Genomic DNA, 14,023 nt, shown 5'->3' on the forward strand with positions numbered 1-14,023 from the left:
TTTCATATATTGGCAAACTTGCTGTAGTACAAAATGCTCAACAGATCACAAAATGTTGCATATGAATCATTTCATAAGACAGATCAAGGTACTTTCTATGTAAAACCAAATAAACAACTCTAGGAAAAAGCTGTTCACTTGGTTTCTACGTTTATTCTAAATGCTTCACTACTGGAATCATAATGTGGAACCCCTGCTCATGTCGCGGTTTATCAATCATGTTGTATACTTCAATTTTAAATGGTAAGGCATCAAAAACGGGATATTCCGCTGTAATATATGGTCGATAATCGCGCGCCTTAATGCGTTCTGCGACTTCTGTGTATGTTTCATTAATATCGGTACCAGGAAGATGATCGCAAACAAAATAAGTGTGTGCTGGAATTTCAATCCATTCCATATCATCTGGCACATTTTCTGGCTTCCAATTGGCCTTGACAGCCGAATAATGCGTAAAGCCATCCTCTAAATTATGAACAGACATCCCGAATAAAGTCCCATCGTACTTCAGGCTATCCTGAGATTCCGCCCAATTCTGCATTTTTTTGATCGTCTTGTGCACTTCACCGTGAAACGCTTCCTCAAAAGTGCCTTTCCAAACAAGAGCAACCGCAGAAAATCCTTCATGTTCTTCAAACCGTGCAGCTGATAAAGCCATTTTAATCAACTCCTTCATGGGATTTCGTTGCCTCTTTGATCACGTAAATCATACCACAAATCGGGAGAAATATCTCATCATACGTATGCATAAAATGACAATAATCAGATATTACCAAGAAATCGGTGTTTTTCCAGCTTCTTTTAGATAGGTATTAATTTGGCTGTAGGGCTTACTTCCAAAGAAACCATTGTACGCCGATAATGGACTTGGATGCACCGCTGTTATTACTTTGTGCTGCGGATTTGTTATGAGCACCTGCTTCTTTTTCGCGTCATTTCCCCACAACACAAAAATAACCTGCTCATCTTTTTCATTTAGTCGTTTTATAATCGTATCAGTGAACGTTTCCCATCCTTTTTTACGATGAGATGCCGCCTTTCCAGCTTCGACCGTTAAAACCGTGTTGAGTAGTAGCACGCCTTGCTCCGCCCAGTCCGTCAGATTAATATCTGCCCGCGTTACACCCAGATCCGATTCCAATTCCTTGAACATATTGCGAACAGATGGCGGAAATTTCGCCTCATCGGATGCCACAGAAAAACTGAGCCCATGCGCCTGATTCGGTCCGTGATATGGATCTTGCCCTAAAATAACGACTTTCGTATCCGCATAACTGGTGAGATCCAGCGCATGATAGATTGCATCACGCGGCGGATAAATCGTTTTTGTCGCATATTCTTCCTCTATAAAATCCTGCAATGCTTTAAAATATGATTTTTCTTGCTCCTCTTTTAAAAGTACCTGCCAATCGTTTTGCATTTGAATTCTCCTTTTTCTATGTATTTTCATATAAAAAAGCCTAGGAATTTCGCGCCTAAGCTTTGTTTGTATTACAATAATGGACCATTTTTATTTTGATTGATACGCGTTTGGATTTCGCCGAGCGTCTGTTCTTGGTTATCCGAACTTTTTTTCTTTCGATCGGTTAAGCTTGGGAGGAAAAACATGATTGCAATGATGAGAACGACAAGCATGATAATAAACCACATAATGAAATCACTCCTTTTAGCTAGTATAACTTTTTTTCTTGTAAGAAGCTACCTTTTTCATGCTGCACTTTTATTTACGCGTTTGATGATCACATATCCAATCAAAATGCCAAAAAGGGCTCCTGTGAAATCTAGCATAACATCTTGTACAAGTGGTGTCCTGCCGCCAGTCAGCATTTGGTGGAATTCGTCTAGAGCTGCATACGCTAACGGGATTCCTGCACTGAGCGTTAGGATTAACCAACTTTTCTTGAGCCATGCACCGAGTCCTACAAATAAACTAAAACCAAGCACAGCATAAGAGAAGAAATGCGCACCTTTCCGGATGAAAAATTCGACAAAAGAACTGTATCCTTTCGCTGCGATGCTAATCTCAGAACCTGCGTAATGGAACGATATGGCCGATAATTGCTTTTCAAATGGCTTGTTCGCCAATATTTTGTCTAAATTAGATACTAATGACTGCTGTTCATACGTTTGGGATGATGAAATAAAGAGAGTAACAATAATGACCAAAGCTAGGCCAATAAATAACCATGATAATCTGCGTTGCAAAGAATGCACTTCCAATCAGTTTTCTTATTAGTCTAACATGGCAAGATTAAATTTAAATGAAAAAATGACATTTATTTTTAATTAGCATCCCTACAAACAAAAAAGCTTCCAGCAAGACGTCTTATCTCACTAAAAGCTCCCAATTTTTAATTGTCGATTTAAAACAAGCCGTTATTATAATCCGCGACTTTACCGTTGAAATTGATGATCTCGCCGTTATGATTTATCCCATCAAAAATAATATCTGTAATTAATTTACCAGCCTCAGGAACAGTTTTCATGAAATCGCCTGTCATGTTATCATTTAAATCGGTTGTTACACCACCAGGCATGATGCCAAAGATTTCAACGGCTTTTCCTGCTTGCATAAAATTCTGCGCAAAACTCTGTGTCATCGCGTTAAGTGCCGCCTTACTCGTTTTATAAGCAAAGGGATTAAAGAAATCAGACATGCCAATTGGTATCGTCATATTTAAGATTCGTCCGCTGTTGGCTTCAAGGACAGGGAGCAATTGTTGCGTAAGATCGAACGTACCGAAAACATTGGTTTCTACAACTGGTCGCAACTCATCGACCGTAAACTCATAACCCGGTTTTCTCATGTCTCCTGGAATTCCCGCGTTGTTAATTAGCATGGTAAGGTCCGCATGTTGTGATTTAATCGTATTTGCTGCGGCTGTGATTGTTTCATGACTTTGTAAATCAACATTCACATACGTTGCGTCAATACCTTTCGCTTTAAGCTCGTCTGCAGCTGCAATCCCGCGACTCTCATCACGCGCGCCTATCAAAACAGTCCAGCCGTTTTTCCCCATTTGATATGCGATTTCTTTGCCGATTCCTTTGTTAGCGCCTGTAATAAAGACTTTCTTTGTCATCGTTTTGTCTCCTCCTATTTGTGATATCGCTACCACTATATACCTAAATTTAAAACTTATCAAATGTTATGCGAATGAATTTTCATATTGCGTTATACATATGAAAAAGAAGCTTTTGACCAGGATTAAGATTCTGGTCAAAAGCTTCTTTCCGATGTTTATAGAAACCTTACATCATGCCGCCCATACCGCCCATTCCCATATCAGGAACGCCGCCACCAGCGTTTTCTTCTGGATGGTCAGCTACGACTGCTTCTGTTGTAAGAAGTAACGCCGCAACGGATGATGCGTTTTGTAATGCGGAACGTGTTACTTTAGTTGGGTCGACAATGCCGGCTTCGATCATGTTTACCCATTCGCCATTAGCTGCATTGAAGCCAACACCGATTTTTTCATTTTTCAAGCGTTCTACAATGACAGATCCTTCAAGACCAGCATTGTGCGCGATTTGGCGAACTGGCTCTTCTAGTGAACGAAGAACGATTTTAACTCCAGTTGCTTCGTCGCCAGTTGCTTCGATTGCTGCTACTTTGTTGTAGACGTTGACAAGGGCTGTACCACCACCGGATACGATTCCTTCTTCAACAGCTGCACGAGTAGAGTTCAAAGCATCTTCAATACGCAATTTACGCTCTTGTAATTCCGTTTCTGTCGCTGCGCCAACTTTAATGACTGCAACGCCACCAGCTAATTTAGCCAAACGTTCTTGTAATTTTTCTTTATCGAATTCTGATGTTGTTTCTTCCATTTGTGCACGTAATTGGTTCACACGAGTGGAGATTTGAGCACTGTTTCCAGCACCTTCTACGATAGTTGTTGCTTCTTTGGTTACCATTACTTTCACAGCGTTACCAAGTTGTTCCATTGTCGTCGATTTAAGCTCAAGGCCTAATTCTTCCGTGATCACTTGACCGCCAGTTAGGATACTGATATCTTCCAACATCGCTTTACGACGATCGCCAAATCCTGGTGCTTTTACAGCCACAACATTGAATGTACCGCGTAATTTATTTAAAACTAAAGTTTGTTGTGCTTCGCCTTCTACGTCTTCTGCAATAATAAGAAGTGGGCGATTTTGTTGTACCACTTGCTCTAAAATTGGCAGGATTTCTTGCGTGTTGTTAATTTTTTTGTCCGTGATCAAGATATATGGATTTTCTAAAATAGCTTCCATCTTGTCTGGATCTGTAACCATGTACGGGCTTGAATAACCGCGATCAAACTGCATACCTTCGACAACATCTAATTCTGTGGCGAAGCCTTTTGATTCTTCAATTGTAATAACGCCATCGTTACCAACGCGCTCCATAGCTTCTGCGATCAGTTTACCGACTTCTTCGTCTCCTGAGGAAATCGCGGCAACTTGTGCAATCGATTCTTTACCTTCGATTGGTTTTGAGATTGCTTTTAGTTCTTCAATAGCAGTTCCAACCGCTTTCTCAATTCCGCGACGAATACCAACTGGGTTCGCGCCAGCTGTTACGTTTTTAAGTCCTTCTTGGATCATTGCTTGTGCTAAAACTGTCGCTGTTGTAGTTCCGTCACCAGCAACATCATTTGTTTTGCTTGCAACTTCGGATACTAATTTTGCACCCATATTTTCAAAACGATCTTCCAACTCGATTTCTTTCGCAATTGTTACACCGTCATTTGTAATAAGAGGTGAACCAAATTTCTTCTCAAGAACGACATTACGTCCTTTTGGTCCTAATGTTACTTTTACAGCATTTGCTAATTGATCAACACCACGAAGCATTGCGCGACGTGCGTCTTCACTAAATTTAATATCTTTTGCCATTTTTGTATTCCTCCTCTATTTGTTGTTTTTCGTATTATTTATTTGATGACTGCAAGCACATCTGACTCACGTACGATCAAATAGTCTTTTCCGTCGTATGTTACTTCTGTGCCTGAGTATTTAGAGAAAATAATGTGGTCATTTTCTGCTACTTCAAGTGCAACTGTGTCGCCATTATCAAGCACGCGGCCACTTCCGACTGCTACCACTTTACCTTCTTGTGGTTTTTCCTGTGCTGCGTCTGGTAATACAATACCACTTGCCGTTTTCTCTTCTGCTTCCAAAACTTCGATAATAACGCGATCTCCTAATGGTTTTAACAATTAAAACAACCTCCTCAAGTCTATGTTTATGATTTTTAGCACTCATAGCATTAGAGTGCTAACCCACTTCTTATATTATAAAAAATACGGGAGAAATGCAAGTATTTACACCTATCAATATCCCCTGTGTTGATTGTTACCTTAATAATTAGTACAATGGGAAAGTATCCATAAGGACGGGATTGATTATTTTCAAGTATATCCTTTACAGCTTTATCTTTTCATACAAAAATGTAGTTCCTCAATCGAAAGGTCGTGTTAGTTTGAATAGACGTTATTGGTATGTGCTCTTAACATACTTTGCTGCTTATTTTTCTTCTTTAATAGGCGCCCCAATTGTAATGGGGATTTTACGAGCGGTTACTGATTTATCAAGACAACAAATCGTCACGTATTCCGCGGTTTACTGGAGTGTTTTTAGTAACTTTTTAGCGGTTATTATTATTTGGCTCCTCCTTCGTAAACAAGCACCTTCGACAAAAATTGAGAAGGGACAGCCACTGCCGGTTGGAACAAGTATCGGCTATGCGGTTGTTGGTGTAATATTTTTATTTTTGGGTCAATATATAGCTCTTTTCATTATGAGTATATTTGGTATCACTGGCATTTCTCAAAATACAGAACTTATGAGTGAATTAACTCGTATGGTTCCCATAATGATTATTTTCACCTCAGTTCTGGCACCTATACTTGAAGAAATTATATTTCGTAAAATTATATTTGGGGAATTAGCTTCCCGAATAAATATTCATATGGCTGCTGTCATAAGTTCTGTCTTATTCGGCTTGGCCCATATAGATTTAGCATATTTGCTTGTATATGTTGTGATTGGACTAATTATGTGTTATCTTTACACAAAAACAAAAAGAATTGCCATACCCATTATAGCCCATATTTTGATGAACATTATTGTAATGATTCCTCAACTCACCTAAGGAGGTCTGTTATGAATAAACCATTATCGTTGCAAGGACTTATTTATTTAGTTCTCGCTGTTGTTTTCGTGTACTTTGCAGTAAATCAAGTAAATAATAATGGCTGGACAATTTTGACTTATCTAATGATTGCAATGTCTACCGTCAATTTTGTAACTGGAATTAAATTTATTTCTATTGGCTTATCTAAGAAAAAATAAAACTTTAAACATGAATCTCAAAACACTTTTAGAATATTACATCTCTAACCTAAGAGGTTGCTCTCATTCTATTACTAATATAATTCTAACACTCTTTAGGATCTATTAATTAATCATGGTAATAAAATGAAAATACGATTACCTTTTGTAAAACAAAGGTCTTTCCTAATTAGTTCACTATCAGTCAAAAAAGGCTCCTTCATTTACTGAAAGAGCCTTCTAATGATAAAAACCTATCTAAGTAACCATATCTCTACATAAAAATACTATAAATCATTATTTATGTACATGAGTACTAGATTATCGCGTATTTAAAAAATGTAAATTTATATACTTAAAATAACTAAGTTATTGCCTAACCATTTCAAAAAATTACTAAACGATGATTGACTATTTCTTTGTTTCACCAATTTATCATTTTTAGATTTAGCTTCTTTCCATTTTTTAGAATCCTTAAGCTTACTTAATTTCTTTTTAGGAACATCTTTAAATGTCTTTCCATCATGTTTAGTTCCATCAACATTTTCTGAACCTATTTGTTTATTTCCTTTATACACATGCCCGTGCCATTTACCTGTTTTCGTATCGTGCGGTCGATCGATACGAGCTTTATAGCCATCTCCCAAATCCACAGTAGCACTAGATGCTGCCTCTGCTACATTTCCAAATGAAAACAACAAAATAACAGCCGCCAATACACAAATAATCTTATTAAATTTTTTCATAATATATTTCCCCCTTATTTTTGTATGATATTATTAATCGTTGACGCATCCTTAATGACGATATTTGATTCAAATAATTCATTAATTCTTTCTACTAAATCAATGATACCATCGCCTTCTGGATAACCAGATTCCAAATCAACATCTACATCAAAGAAATCAACTAGATAATCAATACTGGGCTTAAAACTAAGTAGCCCCTCAACAAAAGAAAGTATGTACTCTCTTTCTTTTATCGTCAGTTCACGTCTAATACCACACTTAACAAGAATATGATTATCATTAGGTACAAAATCATCCTCAAAAATTCTTTCTCCGAAGCTTTTTTCAGCCTTTGCAAAAGTATCAACTAACAAAAGATAAGCTATATCCTCAAATTCTATAGAAAACTTAAAAAATTCACTAGTGTCAGTTAAAAGAAATCTTTCAAAATCCACATAAAACACCTCCCATCCGCTTTCTAAAATATAACTAATTATAGCACATTTTTGCAGAACAAGAAACAACTATTTATTTTCCTTTTCGAACCTTTTATCCCAAGCAGAATCTTATTTTTGCAGACCCTTATATTCAAATTCTATTGATTGTTTCCCAAATCGCATGGCAAATCGTTCTAATTCTCGCTTCACAAGTTCCTCATAACACGCTTCTTCAAAATAAGAAACGGTGAATACTAACGTTTTTTTCTTCCATTCGTATTTCCAAAGTCCAACAGCCCGATTTTCGGCTACTATAATGGCGGAACAATGCCCGTTCACCGTCCAAGCTGATTTACGCTGGGCTTCTGTCATAATCCAGGTCGGATCTTTATACGCTATTACCGCCTGATCGAATTTTCCTGTTAGAAATACGCGGCTTTCCTGAATCAGCGGTTTATCATTTTTTAGCATCACGTAGGTTTCCTCGTCCAAAGTAAATGTATCTAATTCATCCTCTAATTTCAGTGTCGCTGCTTTTATTTCACCAACATTTAGTCCGCTCCAATGCCTGAAATCGTTCCATGTTGCGGGGCCATAACCTGCTAAATAACGGCGTATCAGCGTCATCATCGCTTCCAGATCCTTCGTTTGCTCCGCCTCCCACTCTTCAAAATCTCCCAGCCAAATCCGGTGGGTATAATTTCGAATCGTGTCGCTCGATGGTAACAATCGGAAAATACCTTGCATCGCCGCTTGGGCAATGATCGACGAGGTCACTTGCGCGGAATAATCGCCAATAATCGCTTCTAATTCTTTACGGCTAACGATTTCTTGTTTCCGTCCGAGCGCATCCATCTGAGCTAAAACTGCCGCTAGATCAACGCCCTCTTTTTTACAAATCCGATGTACTATATTGGTTCTCGTACCAAAAACGCGAAAAACTAGCTCCCAATCACTGATTAAAAAAGTATGTAATGTCAGCCTGTTTGCCCATATTTTAATCACATGTTGCTCTTCAAAAAACGCTTCTGCTTCTTCCCAAGTCATATCCACGTGCTGCAAAAAATTCACAAGCGCCGGTTGATGATTTTGCGATTGTAGTGCGATCGCCTGCTGCATAAATGCGGTTGGATCTTTATATGGCTGATTCATCCCAAGTTTCTGTAATCTGATTTCTGTTATTTCTTTTTTTGTAAGCATCCTAATCCTCCTGTATTTTCAAAAGTAGCGCCTTCATGCCTTCTATTTTAACTGTTGGTAGCCTAAAATGGTATGTTGAAGCAATAAAATGGGAAACTTCTTCAAATAACGTGATTTCTTCCCACATTGCTTGCCAATTCGACGCAACTGTATAATCTGCGAAAATAGCTGGGAATTTTGAAACAATCGGTTTCGATGTCCATTTCTCTATTTTACGTCCTGAAAATGATATTTCTTGTCCTTCTATTCTTGCTTTTTCTTCTAGCAATGGCAATAAATAATTTTCACGGATTCCTGCTTGAATGTCTTGAACGAACCAGATATCTTCGCGTTTTATAAACTTCGCCACGTAGTGTAATTCAAACCAGAATTCATTTACAATTTGATCGAACGTGGCATTTGTAATCGGTTCCCACTTCTTTTCAAGTAGACATAATTGGATTTTATCTGCGTATTGGTCTTTATCAAGCAGGATTTCTAACTTTTCATAGTAGGGAAAGGGATTATCAAGCAAAGAAATTGGCCAAAATGAAAAATCGACTTTCACGCCATTTTGGAAAAGAACTAATTGTGTCGCGATGTTTCCAGCGGGAGTTTCCATATGTAGTTGGGTATCGATGAGTACGTCGCCAATTTCAACAAGCCAATCTCGGTTTTTGCCGTAATGGACATCTCCGTCATACCAAATATTGATATCTAAATCAGATAAATCATCCACATCTTGTTGCTTTGCGAGTGACCCTTCTAACACCAATGCCTTTACTTTCGGCTGAGATTTACCCCACGCCACTATTTTCTTGGTTCTATAATAAATGTTGGGGTAGAAAATAATCTATCTCCGCATTTTTTTGTTCTCATTTCAAGACAAAAAAATACACAGTAATATCAAAATCCTTTAAGATAAAAGTGACGAAACCCAATCCAAAGGAGCGATATTACCATGCCAGACCATTTTATCATACAACTCATCGGTTTAGAAAATAAAAACATCCAACTTCTTGATTATTCGATTGAAAATCATATCTGCCACATTCATATCCAACTAAAACGAAAAAAACATGCCTGCCCCTCTTGTAAAACACGGACAGATCGCATTAAAGACTATCGTACGCACACTTTCCAACATCTAAAAGTCGCAGAAAAACGTGTCTATGTGCACTATCGAAAACGCAGATATGCTTGTTCCTGCGGAAAATCATTTGATGAAAAAAATCAAGGACTTGTGGCACGCTATCAGCGTTTTTCGACATCTTGGCATCAAGCAGCCCTTTTCCATAGTATCTCTGCCCCCTCCTTTACCTATACTGCCAGAACGTTTGGAACCACCGCACCTAAAATTATGCGCCTATTCGACGCGCGTACAGAAGCCTTTTCCACGCCTCCCGTCGCTCTTCCTAAAGTCATCGCTATCGATGAGTTCAAGGGAGATACCGACAAAGGCAAATTCCAACTCATTATCGCTGACCCCATGACTCGTCGCCCCATTGATATCTTAGAAAACCGTCGCGCCAAAACCATTCAACGTTATTTAAGAGAACGCGGGCATCAGGTAGAGATGGTTATCATGGATTTGAGCTCGACCTTCAAAAACGCTGTGCAACAAGCTCTTGACAAACCAGTTATTATTGCCGATTCTTTCCACTTCTCTCGCTACATCTATTGGGCGCTGAATAAAGTCCGCGTTCGTGTCCAACAGCGTTTTTCAGAAAAAGATCGAAAACACGGGAAACGGATACAAAAACTCCTTTTCAAGCGATCTCATAAGCTGGATACAGCGCAAAAAAGCATCATTCGCCGTTACTTAAGCTTGCACCCTGATCTACAAACCGCCTACACCATCAAGGAAGCCTATCAGGCTTGGTTTGATGCCAATAAAGCACAAGAACGCCGCGACGTTCGTCAATCCTTACACGATTTCTATCAACTCGTACAAGACAAACAGCTTCCAGAATTCATAAAAGCTATCGGTACTTTCCGACGCTGGGAAACAGAAATCATCAATGCCTTCATTTACCCACATCTGTCCAATGGTTTCGTAGAAGGAATTAACAACCGAACCAAGGTCATCAAGCGTACTTCTTATGGCTATCAAAACTTTTCACGGTTCCGCGCCAAAATACTTGCCCAGCACTTTATCAAAAATTTTGACATTTCTGTAGGCTAAAAAGAGGTACAAGCCACTATTTCCCTAGCTTGTACCTCGATATTTCACCCCAACAATTGACAAAGAGCCATTTTCTTATTTTCTTCAACACTTCTGTTAGCATCTAATCTGCCCCCTTATCAAAAAATGAGACCAAACATGATGTCTGGCCTCGTTTTATTATTTATTTGGATAGTTTTCTAGGAAGTAAATCAATGTTTGTAATTCGGTTGTTAAATCGATGTGATGCACGCGGACATGTTTTGGAACGCTGATACGCGCTGGTGTAAAGTTTAGAATACCTTTGACATCAGCTTCAAGCAGGCGATCCACCGTCGTTTGCGCTTCATCGGATGGTACCGTTAGAATCACGACTTCGATTTTATTTTCCTTCAATAGATCTTGCATGTCATTAAGATGGTAAATCGGAATATCTTGTTGCACTGTTCCAACTTTATTGGCGTCAACATCAAATGCTGCGACGATTTTTATATTATTATTTTTCATGAAATTGTAGTGTAAAAGTGCAGTCCCCAAATTACCAACACCGATAATAGCTACGTTTGTCTGTTTGTCTTGGCTAAGTGTCTTGCTAAAGAAATCCAAAATGTAGGACACGTTATAGCCATAGCCTTTCTTACCTAGTGCTCCAAAATAGGAGAAATCACGACGAATGGTTGCTGAGTCAACTTTCACAGCCTCGCTTAATTCAGCTGATGATACTCGTTCCTTGCCTGACTCATGCAAATATTTTAAGTAGCGATGATACAGTGGCAAACGCTTTGCTGTTGCTTGTGGGATCTTGCCCGTTTCTTCGATCATGTTTGTTTCCCTTCTTCCTTTTGATTTTAACTGGACAACGATCAAATTTAAAACCTTATCCTTGTGTGACAAAACATGCTCCTACAGTAAAAAATGATTGCGCATTTTTCTATCGTTGTTTATTTCACATGCTTGCTTATTTACTATAAACATTTCACATAGGATTCACAATGTTTTTGCTCACATATTATGTTACTATTTTGTGACATAACGTTTCAAATACAATTATACAGCAACAAATGTAATATTGCTAGTATTTTCACAAGGTCGAGATTGTGAATTCAATGATAGTAAGCGGTTCCTTTCTTATATCATTGCTTCTATAGCTCCTTTACGATAAACTAGGAAGATAGAGATATGATGAAGGAGAAATATACAATGATACTTTTACAAGTACAGCAGATCGTCAAAAATTTTGGCGCTGAAACGATATTAGAAAATATAAAATTAGAGGTTCAGACAAATGACAGAATCGCGCTGGTTGGCCGTAATGGTGCGGGAAAATCAACGCTTTTAAAAATTATTGCGGGGCAAATTAGTTATGATGGCGGTACGATTTCAAAGCCAAAACATGTTCAAATTGGCTATTTAGCGCAGAATACTGGGCTTGAGTCGACGAAAACGATTTGGAATGAGATGTTGTCTGGATTTACCGGGCTTCAAGCGATGGAGCAGGATTTGCGAAAACTGGAGGAACAGCTCGGTAATCCTGCTATTTATGATAACAAGGAGCAATATGAACAGACGTTAAAGGAATATGATCAATTGCAGCACGCGTTTAAAGAGCAAGGCGGTTACCAGTATGAAGCGGATATTCGCTCGGTTTTGCACGGTTTACGCTTTTTCGAAGAGGATTATGAGAAATTGATTGCTTCCCTTAGCGGTGGGCAAAAAACGCGTCTTGCTTTGGCGAAATTACTTCTCGCTAAACACGATATTCTCATTCTCGATGAGCCGACCAACCATTTAGATATCGCCACGCTTTCTTGGCTGGAGAGCTATTTGCAAAACTATAAAGGCGCGCTTCTTATTGTTTCTCATGACCGCTATTTTCTGGATAAGGTCGTGAATCAAGTGTACGAAATTAGCCGTACGCAGATCGATCGCTATGTCGGCAACTACTCGCGTTACCTTGTTCAAAAGCAAGCAAAACTCGAACAGCAATGGAAAGAATTCGATAAACAGCAAGATAAAATTGCGAAATTGGAAGACTTTGTTGCGCGAAATATCGTTCGGTCTTCTACAACAAAACGCGCGCAAAGTCGTCGTAAACAATTGGAGAAACTCGATCGCTTAGATCGACCGCAAGGCAGTGAAAAAACGGCGCATTTTGGTTTCCAATTTGATCGTGATAGTGGTAAAGATGTGTTATTCGTCGAGGATTTGGCGATTGGCTATGCGGTGGATAAACGTGTTTCACAGAAATTGACATTCGATATGAAGCGGCATGAAAGTATCGCGCTAGTTGGGCCGAATGGGATTGGGAAATCGACGTTACTCAAAACGTTGATTGGTGATATTCCCGCGCTTTCTGGGGAGTATCGTTTTGGTGCTAATGTTCAGATTGGGTACTATGATCAAGAACAGGCGAAGTTAAATTCGAATAAGTCGGTTCTGCATGAGCTTTGGGATGATTATCCGCATTTGAATGAACAAGCGATCCGCACGACGCTCGGTAATTTTTTATTCTCCGATGACGATGTTTTAAAAGTCGTGAATACGCTGAGCGGTGGCGAAAAAGCCCGTGTGGCACTTGCAAAATTAACTTTGGTCGGCGCGAACTTACTCATTTTGGATGAGCCTACCAATCACTTGGATATTGAGAGCAAAGAAGTTCTCGAGGCCGCGTTGATCGATTTTGAAGGCACCATTTTATTCGTATCGCATGACCGGTATTTTATCAACCGGATTGCTTCTAAAATTGTGGAAATGCATCCTGAACATGCACAGATTTATCTTGGGGATTATGATTATTATCAAGAAAAATTGGCGGAACAGAAGGAGCATGCGCGATTAGATGCGCTAGAAAAGCAGAAAACACATCCTGAAGAAAAACAACTCGCGACGAATAAACAAGCCTATCATCTCGATAAAGAGCAGCAAAAAGTGATGCGCCAAAAGAAACGCAAGCTTGACGAGATCGAGGAACAGATGGAAAAGACGGATCTCAAAATTAGCGAGATTGAGCAAGAACTTCTGGATCCAGCTGTTTATCAAGATCATGAAGCTGCTTATGCACGAACGGAAGCACTTGATTTGTTGAAGCAATCGAGCGAGGATTTAATGGAAGAATGGACGAATTTGAGTGAGGAACTCGAGGAATAACGAAAACAGGATTTCCCATTATAAATAGATGGAAAATCCTGTTTTTTCTA

At 39.0% G+C, this 14,023-nt stretch carries 16 protein-coding genes; 4 read left to right on the forward strand and 12 right to left on the reverse strand.

From position 1 onward, the window contains the following. Positions 1-151: 151 nt before the first annotated feature. The 7 genes from UE46_RS12655 to groES form a co-directional block, all read right to left on the reverse strand. On the reverse strand, positions 152-658 hold the full coding sequence (locus UE46_RS12655) for a GyrI-like domain-containing protein (RefSeq protein ID WP_036058731.1): 507 nt from the start codon (positions 656-658) through the stop codon (positions 152-154). A 111-nt stretch (positions 659-769) separates the two neighbouring features. Beyond that, a complete protein-coding gene (locus UE46_RS12660; RefSeq protein ID WP_036058730.1) occupies positions 770-1,420 on the reverse strand; it encodes a uracil-DNA glycosylase in 651 nt (216 codons plus the stop codon). A 71-nt stretch (positions 1,421-1,491) separates the two neighbouring features. After that, on the reverse strand, positions 1,492-1,650 hold the full coding sequence (locus tag UE46_RS16355) for a hypothetical protein (protein ID WP_159103076.1): 159 nt from the start codon (positions 1,648-1,650) through the stop codon (positions 1,492-1,494). A 57-nt stretch (positions 1,651-1,707) separates the two neighbouring features. Then, on the reverse strand, positions 1,708-2,205 hold the full coding sequence (locus tag UE46_RS12665; RefSeq protein ID WP_036058729.1) for a VanZ family protein: 498 nt from the start codon (positions 2,203-2,205) through the stop codon (positions 1,708-1,710). Positions 2,206-2,363: 158 nt separating this feature from the next. Beyond that, entirely contained in the window at positions 2,364-3,083 is a 720-nt protein-coding gene (locus tag UE46_RS12670; protein ID WP_036058727.1) for an SDR family NAD(P)-dependent oxidoreductase, read from the reverse strand. Between the two features lie 169 nt (positions 3,084-3,252). Next, positions 3,253-4,881: a chaperonin GroEL gene (gene groL, locus UE46_RS12675; RefSeq protein ID WP_118907675.1), complete on the reverse strand. Its 1,629-nt coding sequence runs from the start codon at positions 4,879-4,881 to the stop codon at positions 3,253-3,255. 38 nt (positions 4,882-4,919) lie between these two features. Further along, positions 4,920-5,204 (reverse strand): co-chaperone GroES, encoded by a 285-nt coding sequence (gene groES / locus UE46_RS12680; protein ID WP_036058725.1) that lies wholly within the window; start codon positions 5,202-5,204, stop codon positions 4,920-4,922. 263 nt (positions 5,205-5,467) lie between these two features. Between groES and UE46_RS12685 the strand changes: the two genes are divergently transcribed. Both UE46_RS12685 and UE46_RS12690 read left to right on the forward strand, forming a co-directional pair. After that, entirely contained in the window at positions 5,468-6,139 is a 672-nt protein-coding gene (locus tag UE46_RS12685; RefSeq protein WP_036058914.1) for a CPBP family intramembrane glutamic endopeptidase, read from the forward strand. 11 nt (positions 6,140-6,150) lie between these two features. Continuing rightward, positions 6,151-6,339, forward strand: coding sequence for a YdiK family protein (locus tag UE46_RS12690; RefSeq protein ID WP_036058724.1), 189 nt, complete (start codon positions 6,151-6,153; stop codon positions 6,337-6,339). A 326-nt stretch (positions 6,340-6,665) separates the two neighbouring features. On the opposite strand, the gene UE46_RS12695 is transcribed toward UE46_RS12690, so the two are convergent. The 4 genes from UE46_RS12695 to UE46_RS12710 all read right to left on the reverse strand — a co-directional run bounded on the left by UE46_RS12695 (position 6,666) and on the right by UE46_RS12710 (position 9,473). Further along, positions 6,666-7,064 (reverse strand): hypothetical protein, encoded by a 399-nt coding sequence (locus tag UE46_RS12695; protein WP_051492764.1) that lies wholly within the window; start codon positions 7,062-7,064, stop codon positions 6,666-6,668. Positions 7,065-7,078: 14 nt separating this feature from the next. Continuing rightward, complete coding sequence (locus UE46_RS12700; RefSeq protein ID WP_036058722.1) at positions 7,079-7,501, reverse strand: hypothetical protein; 423 nt, start codon at positions 7,499-7,501, stop codon at positions 7,079-7,081. Positions 7,502-7,612: 111 nt separating this feature from the next. Further along, the gene (locus UE46_RS12705; protein ID WP_118907676.1) at positions 7,613-8,683 is read right to left on the reverse strand and encodes a DNA glycosylase AlkZ-like family protein; all 1,071 of its coding nucleotides are present in this window, start codon (positions 8,681-8,683) and stop codon (positions 7,613-7,615) included. Position 8,684: 1 nt separating this feature from the next. Beyond that, positions 8,685-9,473 (reverse strand): aminoglycoside 6-adenylyltransferase, encoded by a 789-nt coding sequence (locus tag UE46_RS12710; protein WP_051493097.1) that lies wholly within the window; start codon positions 9,471-9,473, stop codon positions 8,685-8,687. Between the two features lie 150 nt (positions 9,474-9,623). On the opposite strand from UE46_RS12710, the gene UE46_RS12715 reads away from it, so the two are divergent. Next, positions 9,624-10,847, forward strand: a complete 1,224-nt coding sequence (locus tag UE46_RS12715) for an ISL3 family transposase (protein ID WP_118907367.1) — start codon at positions 9,624-9,626, stop codon at positions 10,845-10,847. A gap of 159 nt (positions 10,848-11,006) precedes the next feature. Here UE46_RS12715 and UE46_RS12720 read toward each other — a convergent pair whose 3' ends face one another. Further along, positions 11,007-11,648 (reverse strand): redox-sensing transcriptional repressor Rex, encoded by a 642-nt coding sequence (locus tag UE46_RS12720; RefSeq protein ID WP_036060032.1) that lies wholly within the window; start codon positions 11,646-11,648, stop codon positions 11,007-11,009. A gap of 378 nt (positions 11,649-12,026) precedes the next feature. Between UE46_RS12720 and UE46_RS12725 the strand changes: the two genes are divergently transcribed. Beyond that, the gene (locus UE46_RS12725) at positions 12,027-13,973 is read left to right on the forward strand and encodes an ABC-F family ATP-binding cassette domain-containing protein (protein WP_036060042.1); all 1,947 of its coding nucleotides are present in this window, start codon (positions 12,027-12,029) and stop codon (positions 13,971-13,973) included. Positions 13,974-14,023 lie beyond the last annotated feature (50 nt).

The organism is Listeria weihenstephanensis, assembly GCF_003534205.1.
In the GTDB taxonomy this organism is placed as follows: domain Bacteria; phylum Bacillota; class Bacilli; order Lactobacillales; family Listeriaceae; genus Listeria_A; species Listeria_A weihenstephanensis.

Excerpts from the sequence above, each read along its gene's own strand:
- UE46_RS12655 (WP_036058731.1), bottom strand. The coding sequence starts at position 658 with ATGGCTTTATCAGCTGCACGGTTTGAAGAACATGAAGGATTTTCTGCG.
- UE46_RS12660 (WP_036058730.1), bottom strand. The coding sequence starts at position 1,420 with ATGCAAAACGATTGGCAGGTACTTTTAAAAGAGGAGCAAGAAAAATCA.
- UE46_RS16355 (WP_159103076.1), bottom strand. The coding sequence starts at position 1,650 with ATGTGGTTTATTATCATGCTTGTCGTTCTCATCATTGCAATCATGTTT.
- UE46_RS12670 (WP_036058727.1), bottom strand. The coding sequence starts at position 3,083 with ATGACAAAGAAAGTCTTTATTACAGGCGCTAACAAAGGAATCGGCAAA.
- groL (WP_118907675.1), bottom strand. The coding sequence starts at position 4,881 with ATGGCAAAAGATATTAAATTTAGTGAAGACGCACGTCGCGCAATGCTT.
- UE46_RS12690 (WP_036058724.1), top strand. The coding sequence starts at position 6,151 with ATGAATAAACCATTATCGTTGCAAGGACTTATTTATTTAGTTCTCGCT.
- UE46_RS12695 (WP_051492764.1), bottom strand. The coding sequence starts at position 7,064 with ATGAAAAAATTTAATAAGATTATTTGTGTATTGGCGGCTGTTATTTTG.
- UE46_RS12705 (WP_118907676.1), bottom strand. The coding sequence starts at position 8,683 with ATGCTTACAAAAAAAGAAATAACAGAAATCAGATTACAGAAACTTGGG.
- UE46_RS12715 (WP_118907367.1), top strand. The coding sequence starts at position 9,624 with ATGCCAGACCATTTTATCATACAACTCATCGGTTTAGAAAATAAAAAC.
- UE46_RS12720 (WP_036060032.1), bottom strand. The coding sequence starts at position 11,648 with ATGATCGAAGAAACGGGCAAGATCCCACAAGCAACAGCAAAGCGTTTG.
- UE46_RS12725 (WP_036060042.1), top strand. The coding sequence starts at position 12,027 with ATGATACTTTTACAAGTACAGCAGATCGTCAAAAATTTTGGCGCTGAA.